14 protein-coding genes are annotated in these 16,609 nt (G+C 59.6%); 4 read left to right on the top strand and 10 right to left on the bottom strand.

Features of this window, described 5'->3' with window-relative positions; genetic code table 11:
* The first annotated feature begins 27 nt into the window (after positions 1 to 27).
* From K341_RS0108480 to K341_RS0108495, 4 genes are all read left to right on the top strand, one after another.
* Positions 28 to 2,484, top strand: a complete 2,457-nt coding sequence (locus tag K341_RS0108480) for a TonB-dependent receptor domain-containing protein (protein ID WP_009350226.1) — start codon at positions 28 to 30, stop codon at positions 2,482 to 2,484.
* 116 nt (positions 2,485 to 2,600) lie between these two features.
* A complete protein-coding gene (locus K341_RS0108485) occupies positions 2,601 to 3,617 on the top strand; it encodes an ABC transporter substrate-binding protein (RefSeq protein ID WP_009350227.1) in 1,017 nt (338 codons plus the stop codon).
* A gap of 5 nt (positions 3,618 to 3,622) precedes the next feature.
* Positions 3,623 to 4,678, top strand: a complete 1,056-nt coding sequence (locus K341_RS0108490; protein ID WP_009350228.1) for a FecCD family ABC transporter permease — start codon at positions 3,623 to 3,625, stop codon at positions 4,676 to 4,678.
* A gap of 1 nt (position 4,679) precedes the next feature.
* Positions 4,680 to 5,459 carry an ABC transporter ATP-binding protein gene (locus K341_RS0108495; RefSeq protein ID WP_009350229.1) on the top strand — a complete coding sequence of 260 codons (780 nt, stop codon included), beginning with the start codon at positions 4,680 to 4,682 and terminating at the stop codon, positions 5,457 to 5,459.
* 75 nt (positions 5,460 to 5,534) lie between these two features.
* Here the strand turns inward: K341_RS0108495 and K341_RS0108500 are convergent, their stop codons facing one another.
* The 10 genes from K341_RS0108500 to tatC form a co-directional block, all read right to left on the bottom strand.
* Complete coding sequence (locus tag K341_RS0108500; RefSeq protein WP_009350231.1) at positions 5,535 to 7,454, bottom strand: TonB-dependent receptor plug domain-containing protein; 1,920 nt, start codon at positions 7,452 to 7,454, stop codon at positions 5,535 to 5,537.
* Between the two features lie 18 nt (positions 7,455 to 7,472).
* The gene (locus K341_RS0108505) at positions 7,473 to 8,474 is read right to left on the bottom strand and encodes an ABC transporter substrate-binding protein (RefSeq protein WP_009350232.1); all 1,002 of its coding nucleotides are present in this window, start codon (positions 8,472 to 8,474) and stop codon (positions 7,473 to 7,475) included.
* Positions 8,471 to 9,247 carry an ABC transporter ATP-binding protein gene (locus K341_RS0108510; RefSeq protein WP_009350233.1) on the bottom strand — a complete coding sequence of 259 codons (777 nt, stop codon included), beginning with the start codon at positions 9,245 to 9,247 and terminating at the stop codon, positions 8,471 to 8,473. Before K341_RS0108510 ends, K341_RS0108505 begins: the two co-directional genes overlap by 4 nt.
* A gap of 1 nt (position 9,248) precedes the next feature.
* The gene (locus K341_RS0108515) at positions 9,249 to 10,268 is read right to left on the bottom strand and encodes a FecCD family ABC transporter permease (protein WP_009350234.1); all 1,020 of its coding nucleotides are present in this window, start codon (positions 10,266 to 10,268) and stop codon (positions 9,249 to 9,251) included.
* 235 nt (positions 10,269 to 10,503) lie between these two features.
* Complete coding sequence (locus tag K341_RS0108520; protein WP_026762495.1) at positions 10,504 to 12,171, bottom strand: formate--tetrahydrofolate ligase; 1,668 nt, start codon at positions 12,169 to 12,171, stop codon at positions 10,504 to 10,506.
* A gap of 46 nt (positions 12,172 to 12,217) precedes the next feature.
* The gene (locus K341_RS12615; RefSeq protein WP_009438162.1) at positions 12,218 to 12,445 is read right to left on the bottom strand and encodes a hypothetical protein; all 228 of its coding nucleotides are present in this window, start codon (positions 12,443 to 12,445) and stop codon (positions 12,218 to 12,220) included.
* 5 nt (positions 12,446 to 12,450) lie between these two features.
* On the bottom strand, positions 12,451 to 13,305 hold the full coding sequence (gene folD, locus K341_RS0108525) for a bifunctional methylenetetrahydrofolate dehydrogenase/methenyltetrahydrofolate cyclohydrolase FolD (protein ID WP_009438186.1): 855 nt from the start codon (positions 13,303 to 13,305) through the stop codon (positions 12,451 to 12,453).
* 21 nt (positions 13,306 to 13,326) lie between these two features.
* The gene (locus tag K341_RS0108530; protein WP_009438183.1) at positions 13,327 to 14,187 is read right to left on the bottom strand and encodes a 4-hydroxybenzoate octaprenyltransferase; all 861 of its coding nucleotides are present in this window, start codon (positions 14,185 to 14,187) and stop codon (positions 13,327 to 13,329) included.
* Positions 14,184 to 15,644 carry a menaquinone biosynthesis decarboxylase gene (locus K341_RS0108535; protein WP_026762496.1) on the bottom strand — a complete coding sequence of 487 codons (1,461 nt, stop codon included), beginning with the start codon at positions 15,642 to 15,644 and terminating at the stop codon, positions 14,184 to 14,186. Before K341_RS0108535 ends, K341_RS0108530 begins: the two co-directional genes overlap by 4 nt.
* A gap of 18 nt (positions 15,645 to 15,662) precedes the next feature.
* Positions 15,663 to 16,607, bottom strand: a complete 945-nt coding sequence (gene tatC / locus K341_RS0108540) for a twin-arginine translocase subunit TatC (RefSeq protein ID WP_026762497.1) — start codon at positions 16,605 to 16,607, stop codon at positions 15,663 to 15,665.
* Between the last annotated feature and the right edge of the window lie 2 nt (positions 16,608 to 16,609).

A 16,609-nucleotide genomic window follows, 5' to 3' on the forward strand; every position in this document is an offset into this window, starting at 1 on the left:
TAGAAACATTGAGGAGGAACTATCGGTATGAAGAAGAAACAGCTGTCCGCGCTCGTCGCTATAGCACTCATATCCATTGGCGGAGGGCACGACACCGTCTACGCGGCGCATGACGAGAATCTCAACGAGTATACGCTGGACGATGTCGTTGTCAGCGCTGAGCGTACGAAGGATCAATTCGGCGATACGATCACCGAGCAGTCCTATTATCGTACGGGCGGTGACGTCAAAGTCATCACACGCGAGGAGATCGAGAAACGTCATTATCTTGATCTGACCGAGGCGATCAAGCGCATCCCGGGCATCACGTTCCAGAATCCCGGCTACCGCGGCGGCGAGTACGGTTACGAGTTCTACAACAACGGCATTTCGATCAACGGGGATACGCGTGTGATTATTCTCATCGACGGACGGCGTGTGGACAATCTCACAAGTACGCGTGTCGGAGATACCAGTACCTCCGGCACCAAGTCGACAGGTGTCAATCTCGATCAGATGCTCGGTATCGAGAGCGTGGATAAGATCGAGGTCATCAAAGGCCCGGGCGCATCCGTTTATGGTCCTGATGCGACGGGCGGTGTCATCAACATCATCACGCGCAAAGGCGGCGAAAAGCAACGCGGAACGCTTGACCTTTCCACTGGCGCGTGGCATAAACATAACTATGCGCTCACGCTCTCGGGCAATGCATTCTCTCCGCATGACCTGCGCTACTTCTTTACTGCGAGCCGTAATATGAGCGGCGATACGAAATTTGTAGACGGCGAATCAGGCATCACGGGCACGCTCGGCGGATCAGAGTTCAAAGAGGACGCACTGAATATCCGTCTCGACAAAAAGCTCGGTGACAAACAGAACCTCAAACTCTGGTATAACTTCAAGCAGGGCAAGGATGGCTATCCCATCGCAACTCCTGCACAAAAATATTGGAACGAGTCTGATTGGAACCGAATCATTTTTAACGCTGCCGTTGGTCAACTTGATGCAAACAATGCCATCAAGGGCGCGATCGACCCAAATGATCACATTTGGAAGCCGGAGCGGACGCTCGCGGGAGCAACGCGGAATCCCGGCTACCGCAATCTCTTTGCGCTCGACGGGCAAGTGTACCGCTCTTTCAGCAGATTTAAGAACAACGATTGGGAGCTGACATGGACGTTCCATAAGGAGAATGGTATGGAGAGCTTTGTGCGGCTCTACGATCAGAACCATCGTTACGCCAACAGAGACTATTATCGGTGGCGTTTGGGAAATAAGAGCGCCACCGATTTGGCAAACGAATATCATGCAGCATTCCCGCACGGCGCAACGAACGAGCAGCTGCAAGAGTGGATTCGAGAAAACCTCGCCCCCTTCCCGGGCGGGGATCAAAACAGAGTCAAAGAATGGCTTGCAAAAACAGGCGGTACGGCAAAAGAACCGACAAGCTGGCAGGAGGAACGGAACCGCGGGGTGCAAGTTCAATATGCGAAGGCACTTGGCAAAAATGACGTAATCGCAAGTCTCACCTATGATCGCGCCAAAAACTTCTCCAAGAGTCTCCGCAACAACGGTACGGTTCGGCAATCGCACACAACGCGCAGCTCGATTCTCGGCTATGTGCAGGATAAGATTCATGTCTCAGATAAGTTTGACATTACGCCTGCCCTGCGCTACTCCTACTATTCTTCTTATGAATCAACAACGACAGGCGACGCTGTACAAGGCAAAGGAAAGTCGCATCTCATCACGCCCGCACTCAATATCCAGTATACATTCAACTACTCCACCAGCCTTTATTTTGGTTGGACAAAGATTTACCGTCCGCTGCGCCAAGGTGATTATACGGAGGTCAACGGCGTCTTCAACACGCCTCTTGAAGATGAACGCGGGAATGTATGGACAATCGGTGTTCAAAAAGAATTCTCCGAGCGGACATCAGCGGCAGTTCATTATGATTGGACGCGCATGAGCAATGCCGTCGCAACACTTCCCATCTGGGACGGAACAGAATTCAGCAGTACGGCGGTCAACGCGCGTGAGGATAAAAAATCCTTTAACCTAACCTTTGACCACAAGTTTAATAAACATGTAACGATGAGTGCCTCCTACTCCCATATGTTGGACAAATGGTCAGCAAAATCCGGCTGGATACTCGATCCGAACTGGGGATATCAAGGAGGACATGATATCAATACGCAGATCAACCGTCTGCGCCCGGCAAATCACTATGCTTTAAATCTGTCCTATGAAAAAGGCAGACTTTATACGGGGCTGCTTGCCAACTGGTATACAGGGGCGAGCCGCAATGCCTTTACAAGCAGCCGGTTCCTCATCCTCGACTGGAATCTCAACTACGAAGTCACAAAGGATTTGACGGCGTATATGGTCATCAACAATCTGACAAACCAAGGCTACGAGACGTCGTTCAATTCATGGACGGGCATCGGCGGCGCTGCAATGCCGGGACGCAGTTGGATGATCGGCGCGCGGTACAATTTCTAATGCGCCGCGGCATATAGACCGCTCCCTAGGGGCTGTTGCATGATGCAATAGCCCCTTTTTGAGCAGCGCAAACACATACGCCGCCCCCGTAACGCCGTATTTTTGAGGTATATCTCATGTATAAATTGTTATTGCCGGCGCTGTGCGCCCTTCTCCTCGCCGCCTGTGCGCCGATCGTCCGCGTCAATGAAAATGCGGCGCAGACACCCGCGCCGGCGGATGTGTCGCCGCGCGCCGGCTATCCCGTGACGATCGAGAACATCGACGCCAAGGGCAACCCGGCGACGGACACATACGACGCCCCGCCCCGCCGCATCGTCGCCGTGTGGCAGAACTCTATCGAGACGCCGCTCGCGCTCGGTGCGGGCGATCGTCTCATCGCGGGCATGGGCGTCCCCGATCGAAAATATCTCAGCCCCGCATATCAAGAGGCCTATGACCGCATTCCCTATACGAGCCTTGAAAATCTTGACGTCGAAACCGTCCTCATGATGGAACCGGATCTCATCATCGGATGGGCGTCAACCTTCTCCCCGAAGGTGCTGCGCGGTACGGATTTTTGGCATGCGCGCGGGATTCACACCTACATCGCCCCCTCCTCGTCCGCCGCACGCGCAAGAAAAACCATCGACGACGAGTGCCGGGATATTCTGAACCTCGGTAAAATCCTCGGGCATCCGGCGCGCGCAGAGGAACTCGTCCGCGCCATGCGCAGCGAAATCGCTTTCGTCGCGGAGCAGACGCGTGACGCTGCGCGCCGCCCGCGCGCCCTTGTCATCGAGCCGATGGGCAGAGATATCCGCGCGTACGGGGACAACTCCCTCGCAGGTGATATCCTGCGCGCGCTGCACGCGGAAAATCTCGGCGCGGACGGGTTGAATCTCAGCCTCGAACAGATCATCGAGATGGATCCGGATGCGATTTTCCTCGTCGTCGTGGAGTCGGATTACGACCGCGCGGCGGAAATCAAAGCGCGCTTCTGCGACACTCCCGCGCTGCGCGGCCTCTCCTGTATCCGCGCGGGGCGCGTCGATACGCTCCCCCTCTACACGGTTTACAGTGCCGGCACGCGCACGTACGACGGCATCCGAATCATCGCCGCAGGGCTTTACCCGTCACTTTATAAGGAGTAAAATATATGCGGAACTTTTTTCAAAAATGGGGCGTGCTCGGCGTCTGTCTCCTGCTCCTCCTGCTGCTCTGCGCGGCGATCTTCTGGGCGCTCGGCATCGGTACGGTGCATCTGCCCGCAGAGGCCATTTGGAGCGCGGTCGGCGCACAGTTCGCGAGCGGCACGCCCGTCGACGCGCCGGGTAAAGGTCCGGTACACGACATTGTTTGGCTCCTGCGCCTGCCGCGCCTTCTCCTCGCCGTCGCCATCGGCGCGGGACTCTCGGTCTGCGGCGTCATCATGCAGGCGATTGTAAAGAACCCGCTCGCCGATCCCTACATTCTCGGCATCTCTTCGGGCGCTTCGCTTGGAGCGACCGCCGCCGTTCTCCTCGGCGTCGGCGCGGCGTTCGGCGAGAACGCGGTCGGCGTCTCGGCATTCGTCGGCGCGTTCGCCATATCGCTCGGCGTGCTCTTCATCGCAAACCTCGGCGGCCGTGCCAACGCGGTGAAGCTCCTGCTCGGCGGCATGGCGCTCAGCGCCGTGTGCAGCGCGTTCTCAAGCTTTATCATCTATTTCGCCAACAACAAGGACGGCATTCAAACCGTCACCTACTGGCTGATGGGCAGTCTCGCGGGCGCGAACTGGGATACGCTTCCCGTCATCGGCGGTATTGTCGTCCTCGCCGTTCTCTTCTTTTGGACGCAGAGCCGCATCCTCAATCTCATGCTGCTCGGCGACGAATCCGCCGTCACGCTCGGCAAGGATCTCCACGGCTATCGGCAGGCATACCTGCTCGTGAGCGCGCTCATCGTCGGCTTCGCGGTCTATGCGGCGGGCATGATCGGTTTCGTCGGTCTCGTCGTTCCCCACGTCGTCCGTATGCTCATCGGCACAGATCATAAGCGGCTCATCCCCGTGGCCGCGCTCTCCGGCGCCGTCTTTCTCGTCGTCGCCGACGGGCTGTGCCGCGTAATCATCCCGCGCACGGAGCTGCCGATCGGCATCCTCATCTCGATGATCGGCGCCCCCTGCTTCATCTATCTCATGGTGAAACGCACCTACGGATTTGGAGGAAACTGATATGGAAATACTCGCGGAGGCCGTGAAGCTCTTCATCGGTAAGCAGGCGATTCTCAAAGGGATGGATTTTCATCTGCACGATAAGGAGTTTCTCGGCATCATCGGACCGAACGGCAGCGGCAAGAGCACGTTTCTCAAATGCATTTACCGCGTGCAGCGTCCGAGCGAGGGAACGATCTCGCTTGACGGGCGTCCGATCGATGATTTTTCCTATCGGGAATCGGCGCAGCGACTCTCGGTGGTCGCACAGCACAATTTTTACAGCTTTGACTTCCCCGTGCTCGATGTGGTACTCATGGGGCGCTCTCCGCACAAGAAGCTACTCGAGCGCGACAATCTGCGCGACTATGAGCTCGCACGCAAGGCGCTGGGGGTGGTCGGCATGGCGGCGTTCGAGGAGCGCAGCTTCTCCAGTCTCTCCGGCGGCGAGCAGCAGCGCGTCATCCTCGCGCGTGCGCTTGCACAGCAGACGGAGTGCATGATCCTCGACGAGCCGACAAACCACCTGGACATCAAGTATCAACTCCAGATCATGGACATCGTAAAGGGGCTCGGTCTGACCGTTGCCGCCGCCATCCATGATCTCAACATCGCCGCGCTCTACTGCGACCGCCTCATCGCGATTAAGCAGGGTCAAGTCGTCGGTCTCGGCACGCCGCGCGAGCTCCTCACGGAGGAGTTTATCTACGATCTCTACGAGGTGCGCTCCACTGTCAGCATCCACCCCGATACGGGTCGGCTGAACATCGTATATCTGCCGCAGTACGAGGAGCATCCGTAACCGGTGCGCAAAAAAGACTGCCGCACATTGGTCAACACCTTTGTGCGGCAGTCTTTTATTGTGCGCGATATTTTTTTAGAAATTATATGTCGCGCCGAGGACGAAGTGCCGGGCGGGCATAGCGTAGGCGCCGCGCTGCGCGCCAAAGCCGATGCCAATGGATTCATAGGCTTCGTTTGTGAGGTTATAGCCTTTCAGATAGACCTTGAACGCATCGCTCACCCGATAATTCACACCGAGGTCGAGGGTAAGATAACTTGTATCGGTGAACCGCTCGATGCTCCGCCCCGTGACGTAGTTCAGATCCGCATCCGCGCTCCAACGGTTCATCGTGTAGGAGAGCCCAAGGTTATACCCGTTCGGACGTGTATTCGTCGAAAGATAGTTTTTGTTCGTATCCGTCGATTCGACATGCGCATAGCTATAGGCGGCGCGCACCGTCCATGCATTGCTTGCGCGGTAGCGCGCGCTCAGCTCCATACCGCGGCGATCCTCGTTGTCCACATTGTAATAGCGCGTATAAACGTTCCACGACCAGTTGAGTGCATCTTTTACCTTGCTCTTATAGATGCTCGCCGAGACGTTCCACTTGCGCGAGAGCTGGCTTTCCGCCCCGAGGGTATAGGTCTGTGATTTCTCCTGCTTGAGATTTGGATTGCCCTTCATATACGGGGTGTCGGCATAGCGCATTTTAAGCGTTGGATTATTGACTGCCTGCCCCCATGAGAAATAGACGTGTGTATTGCGTCCAAATTTTTTATTCAAGCTGATATGAGAGGCGACATCGCCGCCGAAGTCACTGTGATGCTCGTACCGCGTGCCGAGTTTCAGCGCATACCCGCCGCCAAGCTGCCAGTCGTCCTCAGCAAAGATCGCCTTCGTTGTCGCGGACGCGTTCATCTCCGATCCGTCGTTGTTCTCATAGATGCTTTCCTTCGCCCACAGGAATCCGCCCACGAGCATATTCTTATCGCCCAACATCCAAAGTTTTTGTCCTTCAAAGCTGTTGCGGCGCAGCTTATGATTATACGGCGCGCCAAACGGCGAATCCGCTGTGGATTCATTGCGATAATAACGCAGGAACGTCCCCTCGCCGTCCTTCTCCGAGCCGAACATATAGGTGATGCCATAGGCGGTATCCAGCGTTTCCTGACGCCCCGTGTAGGTGGGTTCGCCGGTCTTTGGGTTCTTTAACAAAACACCGAATCCATCGTCCATTTCGTGCCGTGAAAAGTCAAAGCTCAGTCGGTCATTGCCAATGATGCGGTCATAACCGATCGTATAGTCCGTATGCTTGATGTCACTGTTGCCAAAGGTGCGCGTGTCTCCGTCCGCGTTCCGGTAGCGGAAATCATGACTGCGCTCATGCGCAGCGCTTGCCTTGATGCTGTTTTTCGCATCACCGCCGGTCACATAGACGCCCGCACGCTTTTCCCCCCACGCGCCGAGCTGCATGTTCAGCGATCCGGACGGCTTGCCCGTCTTGGCGCGCTTTGTGATGATGTTGATGACGCCCGAGACGGCGCGCTCGCCGTAGAGCGAGGAGTTCGGCCCGCGCACGATCTCAATGCGCTCGACGTTCTCCATCGGCACTTGATCCACGTTGACCGCATTGTCGTCGCCGCTGACCATGAGATGATCCCAGTTGACCTTCTTACCGTCGACCATGACGAGGACGCGCGTATCGCCGTTGATGATCGGATAGGCGGCAAAGCCCTTCTTGACGACGTTGATGTTCGCCCCCGCCAGAGCATCCGAGACGCTCTTATAGTTGCCGCGCTCGATCTGCGCCTCACTGATGAGCGTGACGTCGGCGGGGACATCGGCGATCTGCGTGTCGCTGCGGCTCGCCGTGACGATAACATCGGCGAGGCTGTAGGTTTCAAGATCTCCCGATTCCGCCTCAGCGGCATAAACGTACACCGAAGGTGGGCAAACAGATGCTCCTACCGTGAGTGCGCCCGCGATGAGCCCGCGCAGTACATTCTTCTTCATGATAATCCTCCCAATTCCCTAGTCCGCGAGGGCATCCAGCCCCGCGGCAATATCTTCAAGCGCCGTGATCGTGCGCCCGTTCCCATTGTTCACATCGGCGTAGGAAACGACGATGATGTGGTTCTCGCGGATCGCCCGCATATTCCTTAGATTCTCATCCGCGCGCAGCTCGGCGCGCGCCTCCTCCGCGGAGATATTCTTCGGATTCACATAGATAACGACGTCGGGGGCAAAGCCGAGCACACGCTCGGGTCCAACGCCGTTCATCTGCCGCTCCGTCACATTGTCCGCGCCTGCCCGCCGCGCGATGTCGTCGATGATGTATGTGGCGCCGTAGAGACTATAGAGACTGCTCCCGTGCGCCTGCAGGATCATCGCCGTATACCTTTTGCCCCGTGCGCGCGTCCGCTCCTCAATCGCTGCGGAACGCGCCCTCAGTCCCGCAGCATAGGCGGCGGCACGTTCCTCCACCGCAAACATCCGCCCCATATCCTCAATGAACGGATAGACCGTGCCGTCGAGCGTCGGATGCCCTTTGCGCACGGTGGCGGGGACGACGTAGCATCCGATGCCCTTGCGGAAATAATTGTGCACGTCGCCGAGCGCGTCGGGCGTGAAGTGATGCGACCAGCCGATGATGAGATCGGGGCGCAGCGCCGTCACCTCCTCGCGGCTCGGCATATAGGGCGCGCCGAGAATCGGCAGGGCGGCGTAAGCGTCCCTATAGACAGGCGGCTCCTCCCCATACGGCGCGATCGCGCCGACGATTCGATCCGCGATGCCGAGGTCGATCATCAGCTCCGCCGCCCCGGGATAAGTGACGAGGACACGCTCCGGCACATGCACGAGTGTGAACGTCGTCGGGTGCCCGTCGCTGTCCGCCGTGACGAACGTCTCGCCGCCCGGCGTGCCCGCCGCCTCCTCAGCCCCGCGCCCCTCCGTATAGGAGAGAAAGAGAACCAGCGCGGTGACGGCGAGGAGCGGCAGCAGACAGAGCGCTGCGCGCAGCCGCCGCCTCATGATGCATACGCTCCCGTGCGATAGTCGACGAGCGGCAAGCCCTCTGCATCGTAGGCGACATGCGCCGCAACGCCGTAGACACTTTGCAGCAGCTCCTCTGTAATCACCTCGCGCGGCGCGCCGATCTCTACGATTTCCCCCGCCTTCATGACGACAAGCAGATCGGCGAACATCGCCGCGAGGTTGAGATCGTGGAGCGCCGCGATGACGCCGATGCCGAGCCCTTTGACGAGGCGCAGCAGATGCAGTTGGTACTTTACATCGAGATGGTTCGTCGGTTCGTCGAGGATGAGCAGGCGCGGCTCCTGCACGAGACAGCGTGCGAGCATGACGCGCTGCTGCTCGCCGCCCGAGAGCTCGTTGAAACTGCGCGCCGCCGCGTCCGCCATGCCGACCTTATCGAGCGCGGCGCGGACGAGTGCAAAGTCCTCCGCCGTGTCCTCCTCAAAGCTCTCCTTGTACGGGGCGCGCCCCATGAGCGCGATCTCCTCCACGGAGAAATCAAAGTCCACCGCGTGGAACTGCCCCATCACGCCAATCTCCTGCGCCGCCGCGCGCAGCGGGATGTCGGCGATGGGCATGCCGTCGAAGTAGACCGTGCCTTCTTGAATCTGATGTACGCGGTAGAGGTGTTTGAGCAGCGTGGACTTGCCGCAGCCGTTGGGGCCGAGAAGCGCAACAAAACGGTCGGCGGGCAGCACGGCGGAGATGCCGTGGAGAATCTCTTTTGTTCCGATGCAGAATTTCAGCCCCTCAATGCGAATCTCCTTCATATCAGCCTCCGAAATTCCCGCCGCTGCCAAAGAGCAGCTTCATGAAGAGCGGCGCGCCGATGAGCGCGGTGATGATGCCGATGGGCAGATCGCCCGAGGGGAGAAGTGTCCGCGCGATGAGATCTGCGACGATGAGGAAGATCGCCCCAATGAGGAGCGCCGCGGGGAGCAGCCGCCGATGCGACGCCCCCGTAAAGGCGCGCACGAGATGCGGCACGACGAGCCCCACGAAACCAATGATGCCGCAGGTCGCGACTAGGACGCCCGTCAGGAGCGCAAGCAGCGCCATATAGCGGCGCCGTTTCGCGCTCGCATCGATGCCGAGTGTCGTCGCCAGCTCCTCGCCGAGGAGGAGCACGTCCAGCGTGCGCAGCTGCGAGAGGAAGTACACGGCGAGCGTGCTCACAATGAGGACGGGCAGAAAGAGACTGCGCCATTTCGCATCGGCGAGCGATCCCATCGTCCAAAATGCCGCGGACTGCATCCCCTCCGCATCCGCCGCCATGTAGACGATGAAATTCGTCGCGGCAACGCAGAGTGCGCTGATCGCCGCGCCCGCGAGCACGAGTTTCACCGTCGAGACGCGCCGCCGGATCCCCGCGAGCATGAGCACGGCGAGTGTTGCGAGAATCGCGCCGAGAAACGCCGCCCCCGGTACGCCGAACGGGATCGTCCCAGAGCCGAGGAGGATTGCGAGCGTCGCTCCGACGGACGCGCCCGAGGCGATGCCGAGGATGAACGGTTCGGCAAGCGGGTTCTGCACGGACGCCTGCATCACAACACCCGCAAGCGCAAGCCCCGCGCCCGCCGTCATTGCAAGCAGTACACGCGGCACGCGCAGTTCCCAGATGATGTCCGTCACCGCGGGATCGATGGACGGCTCATGCCCCATCAGCTTCGCCGTCACAACGGCGAGTGTATCGGATGTGGGAACGGCGACGCTGCCCGCAGAGACCGCATAAAGCGCGATGATTGCGAGCACTGCCGCGAGTACGGGCGGCGCTGTCAGTATACGCCTCATATGCACGAGTGCTCCTTTCTCCCATATGCCGCATCAAAACAAGGCAGTTCTTAAATATGAACAATATTCACCTTTGCAGAATAAAGTATTTCACAGCAACTGTCAATGAAAATCCGTCTCATAAGATATAATAGTTTTATTCTGTCGATTTTAATATAGGTGGTATAGAAAAAGGGCTTACTGATTGTGTGCAAAAAGTACCTTTATGCAGTAAGCCCACCTTATATTTATTTTTTTAGAATAGCCCGGTAATCACGCCGTCCTCGCTGATGTCCATGTCCATCGCGGCGGGATGTTTCGGCAGTCCCGGCATGGTGAGGACGTTCCCTGTGAGTGCGACGACGAAGCCCGCGCCACAGGAGGCGCGCAGTTCGCGCACGGTGATGCGAAAGTCCGTCGGGCGTCCGAGACGCGCAGGATCATCCGAAAAGGAATACTGCGTCTTTGCCATGCAGACGGGCGTCTCCGTCATGCCGATCCGCTCCATCTCGGCGAGTTGTTTCCGTGCCTCGGGTGTAAAGTCAACGCCGTCCGCGCCGTAGATTTCCCGTGCGATTGTTTCGATCTTCTCAACGATGGAGCGGTTCGTATCGTAAATCGTCCGGAAGTCGGCGGGTTTTTGAAGCGCTGTCTCCACGGCGTCCGCGAGGGCAAGTCCGCCCGCGCCGCCCTCTGCCCAGACCTCGGAGCGAACGGCGGGCGCGCCGAGCGCCGCGCATAGCTCCTCGAGCAGTGCCAGCTCCGCCTCGGTGTCGGTCGGGAACACGTTGACCGCGACGACGGCAGGCAGTCCGAACTTGCCGATGTTCTCAATGTGCTTTTCGAGATTCGCCGCGCCGCGCCGCAGCGCGTCGAGGTTTTCTGTGCCGAGTGCGTCTTTTGCCACACCGCCGTTCATCTTGAGCGCGCGCACCGTCACGACGATGACGACCGCGTCGGGCGTGAGCCCCGCCATGCGGCATTTGATGTCAAAGAATTTCTCCGCGCCGAGATCAGCGCCGAAGCCCGCCTCGGTGACAACGTAATCGGCAGATTTCAGCGCGTATTTGGTCGCCATGACGCTGCTGCACCCGTGCGCGATGTTCGCGAAGGGGCCGCCGTGGATGAGAGCGGGCGTGCCCTCGATGGTCTGCACGAGGTTGGGGTACACCGCGTCCTTAAAGAGGAGTGCGAGTGCGCCCGTCGTGCCGAGTTCCTCCGCGCAGACGGGACGTCCGCCGCGCGTGTAGCCGATGAGGATGCACCCGAGGCGGCGTTTCATGTCCGATATGCCGTCCGCGAGACAGAGGATCGCCATCATCTCCGAGGCGACCGTGATGTCAAAGCCCGACTCGCGCGGGACGCCGTGCGCCGTGCCGCCAAGACCGAGCGTGATGTGCCGCAGAGCGCGGTCGTTGACGTCGAGCACGCGCTTCCACACGATGCGCCTGACGTCAAGGTCGAGCGTGTTCCCCTGCTGGATGTGGTTGTCAATGAGCGCAGCGAGCAGATTATGCGCCGTCGTGACGGCGTGGAAGTCGCCCGTGAAGTGGAGGTTGATGTCCTCCATCGGCACGACCTGCGCATAGCCGCCGCCCGCCGCGCCGCCCTTCATGCCGAAACAGGGGCCGAGTGAGGGTTCGCGCAGAGCGACGATCGTTCGCTTCCCCCGGCGGTGCAGGGCGTCGGCAAGTCCGACGCTCGTCGTTGTCTTGCCCTCACCCGCGGGGGTCGGGTTGATCGCGGTCACGAGGATGAGTTTGCCGTCGGGATTATTTTTTACGGCGTCAAGCGCGGCGCGCCCGATCTTCGCCTTGTATTTTCCATACGGTTCGAGATGATCGGCGCGGATGCCGATGCTTTCGGCGATCTCCGCGATGGGGCGCATTTTCGCTGCGCGTGCGATTTCGACGTCGGTTTTCATGTTGGTGCTCTCCTTTACCAAATTTGACCGAATTTAAGCGATTTTTTTACCCACGATGTAAGGCGCGCGTAGATCGCGGGAGGGCGCGGCAGCGCGGCGCCCCTACAAGGCGTGCATATTGAATTTCCTCTTCCCACGATGTTGGGCGCACGTTGAGCGGTTGTTCTCCCGCAATGTGTACCGCCGTAGTTGATATGCCGTTTGGGCGTCCGCCGCAGCCATTTTTAAGCCCCGCTTTTTTGGCAAGGCGGATGCCCGAACGGCGCCGGAACATATGACTCACCCCTGCTGTAGCTTAACTGCCTCAACAACATTATTCATAAGCATTGCGACAGTTAAGAGCCCCACGCCGCCCGGCACGGGCGTGATCGCTCCTGCGATCTCCGACACAGCATCAAAATCCACGTCGCCGACGAGTTTTTTCGGGGCGATGCGGTTGATGCCGACGTCGATCACGGTTGCGCCCGGCTTCACCATATCCGCGGTCACAAAGCCCGGACGCCCGACTGCCGCGACGAGAATATCCGCCTCACGTGCGACTGCCGCGAGGTTCTGTGTGCGCGAGTGGCAGACCGTCACGGTCGCGTTCCGCTCGAGGAGAAGATGCCCCATCGGCTTGCCGACGATGTTGCTGCGCCCGATGATGACGGCGTGCGCCCCCTCGATGGGGATGCCCGCGAGTTCGAGCATACGGATACAGCCCGCAGGCGTGCAGGGGCGCAGTCCCGGCGCGCCGAGCACGAGCCGCCCTGCGTTCATGGGGTTGAACCCGTCCACGTCCTTGCGCGGGTCGATACGCTCCAGCACTTCCTCTTCATAGGCGCGCAGCCCCTCCGGCAGAGGAAGCTGCACGAGAATCCCATGCACGGATGCGTCTGCGTTCAGGGCATCGATGCGCGTGATCAGCTCCTCCTTTGCCGTATCGGCAGGCAGGGCGATGTGATCCGAGATGATGCCGAGCTCCGCACACGCCTTTTGCTTGTTGCGGACGTAGACCTCCGAGGCGGGATCAGCGCCGACGATGACGACGGCGAGCCGCGGGTGAACGCCCTCCGCCTTGAGCTCCGCGACCGCGCGTCCCGCGTCCTCTTTGATTTTCGCGGCAAATTCCTTGCCCGACAGTATGCGTGCCATATGCTCTCCTCTTTTTCAGTTCTATATATAGTAACTCATCCACGCGAACGCGCAAACGGCGATCGATACGATGCCGTTCCGCATGAAATACGTCTGCGTCACGCGTGAAAAATCCGTAGGACTCGCGATGCGGTGCTGATAGACGAGTGTCGCCGCCGCGATCAGGACGCCGACAAAATACGGCCAATGCAGCCGGCACATAATGCCGACGGCGACGAATCCGACAATCGACAGCACATGCGCGATGCGTGCGATGCGGAACGCCCCCGCCGCGCCGTAGGAGACGGCGAGGGAGTGCAGTCCTTGACTGCGGTCGAACTCCTCATCCTGCGCGCCGTACATTGCGTCGAACGCACCGATCCAGAGGGCGACGGCGAGACAGAGCACGACCATCGGCGCCGCGATCTCCCCCGTCACCGCAACCCAGCCGCCCGCAGGCGCCATCGCGATCGCGATGCCAAGGAAGAGGTGTACCCAGCCCGTCACGCGCTTGAGGAACGGGTAGACGAGAAAGGGCAGCGCGGCGATCGGCAGGAGATAGATGCAAATGGGATGCAGCTGCAATACCGCAAATACAAGCACAAGGAGGCACACGCCTATAAAGACGAGCGCCTCCCGTTTGCTCACGCGTCCCTGCACCATCGCGCGGTACGCGAGGCGGGGCTGCTGCCTGTCATATTTCAGATCGGCGAGATTGTCGAGGACGAGCGCCGCCGACCGCGCCGCCGTGATGGCAAGGACGATCCAGCCGAGGTCTCCCGGACGCGGATGTCCGTCCGCAGCGAGCAGCGCCGCCATGAGTGCGAACGGCAGCGAGAACACCGTATGATGAAAAGCGGTGTTGTTCGCATGCGCCCGAATCCGTTCGATCAGTCGGTTCAATCGAGTCCAAACTCCTTCCAGCGCGCCGTGACGCGCGCCTTGATCTCATCGCTCATCGTGATCTCGTCCGGCCACTCGCGCGCGTGCCCCTCGGACGGCCATGTCTTGGTCGCGTCGATGCCGAGCTTTGAGCCCCACTGCGCCATGGGCGAGGAGTGGTCGAGTACATCGAGCGGCCCCTGCACGATCTCAAGGTCATATTTCGCGTCGATGTTGTTAAAGACGCGCCACCAGACTTCCTTCATGTCCTGCACGTTGACGTGCGCGTCCACGACGATGATCATCTTGACGTTCATCATCTGCCCCATGCCCCACAGCGCGTGCATGACCTTGCGCGCGTGCATCGGGAACTGCTTTTTGATGGAGACGACGATGCAGTCGTGGAACACGCCCTCGAGCGGCATGTTGACGTCGACGATCTCCGGCAGCATCTGTTTCAGCAGCGGGAGGAAAATGCGCTCGGTTGCCTTTGCGATAAAGCAGTCCTCCATCGGCGGCTTGCCGACGACGGTCGCGGCGTAGACGGGATCTCTGCGGTGCGTGATCGCCGTGATGTGAAAGACGGGATAGTCGTCGGCGAGCGAGTAGTAGCCCGTGTGGTCGCCGAACGGCCCCTCGCGCCGCCGCTCCTCCGTGTCGACATAGCCCTCAAGGATGATCTCCGCCGTCGCGGGCACTTCGAGATCGACGGTCACGCATTTCACGAGCTCGACGGACTTGTGCCGCAGGAAGCCCGCGAACACCATCTCGTCGATGTCGCGCGGCAGCGGCGCGGTCGCGGCGTAGGTGAGGACGGGATCGGTGCCGATGGCGACCGCCGCCTCGATGCGCGTGCCGCCGCGCTCCTTCGTATCGCGAAAGTTCTCCGCGCCGTTCTTGTGGATGTGCCAGTGCATCCCCGTCGTGCGGCTGTCATATTTTTGCAGGCGGTACATGCCGACGTTGCGCTTGCCCGTCGCGGGGTTCTTCGTAAAGACGAGCGGCAGTGTGACGAAGGGGCCGCCGTCGTCCGGCCAGCATTTCAGGATGGGGATATTGTCGAGGCTCGGATTCTCGGTCTCGATCACTTCCTGACAGGGCGCATTTTTCACATATTTCGGGAAATTAATCGCCTTGCGCGCCATCGGGATGAGCGTCATGAGGTTCATCTTGTTTTGGAGGGAGATGTGCGGGATTTTGAGCAGCTCGGTCAGCTCGTCCGCCACGTCGTCGAGTTTTTCCACGCCGAACGCGAGCGCCATGCGCTCGTAGCTGCCGAACGCGTTCATGAGGACGGGCATGGTCGAGCCCTTGACGTTCTCAAAGAGGAGGGCGACGTTTTTCTCCCCCTCCAGTTTCGATATGCGGTCGGTAATCTCGGTGATCTCGAGCTCCGGGTCGACCTCCGCCGTGATGCGTCTCAAGAGGCCGCGCTGTTCGAGCACGTCGATGAATTCGCGTAGATCTTTATACGCCAAGGAAATCCCTCCTAGATGTTATTTGCGCAGGATGTACCGCACGATGAGGTAGCCGACGCCGTAAAGCGCGATCATCGGCACGGCGATCATCGACTGGGTAAAGACGTCCGGCGTCGGCGATATGACGGCGGCGACGACGAACGAGAGGAAAATGACGATGCGGGCATATTTCCGCAGAAATTTAGACGAGATAAAGCCCATTTTGCCGAGAATCGTGATGATGAGTGGCAGTTCAAAGACAAAGCCGAACGGCAGGACAAACATAATGACAAATTCGAAGTAGCGGTTGACGGAAAAGAGCGCCTCGAGTTCGGAGTTGCCAAAACCCTTGAAAAAGAGAATCGCGGCGGGGAACACGAGGAAGAACGAGAACGCGAGCCCGAGGAAGAAGAGCACGACCGAGACCGGCACAACGATCCCGAGGACGATGCGCTCCGCGCGCGTGAGTGCGGGCAGGAAGAACCGCCACACATGGTAAAATATGACGGGCAGCGCGAGAAGAAAGCCCACGACGACGGCGATCTTGATGTAGGTGAAGAACGCTTCGGCGGGCTGCATGTAGTAGAGCTTTCCGACCGGACGGGTCAGATAATGCATGATGTCTTCGATGAAGTAATAACCGACGCTGCTCCCGACGGCGACGGCGATCAGGCACTTGATGAGGCGCGATCGCAGCTCCGTCAGATGCGCGATGAGCGACATGCTCCCCTCGTCGTCGTCCTCCGTCTCTGCGGCGGGTGACGGGAGCGGCGGTTCCTCCCCGCTCGTCGGATCGGGTTCCGCGATCGGAGGAGTGTCCTCCGTGGACGGCACATCGTCAGGAGACGAGATTGTCTCGGGTGTCTGTGCCGCCTGTTCCGCAGCCGCCGCCGCCCGCCGCTGCGCGGCGATCATGGCGTCGCGCTCCTCCGGTGTGGCGGGGCAGGAGACAGGCGCCTCGGGCGTTTTCGATTCCTCAGACATAG

The sequence above is a fragment of the Centipeda artemidis DSM 19719 genome, from assembly GCF_000426665.1.
In the GTDB taxonomy this organism is placed as follows: domain Bacteria; phylum Bacillota; class Negativicutes; order Selenomonadales; family Selenomonadaceae; genus Centipeda; species Centipeda artemidis.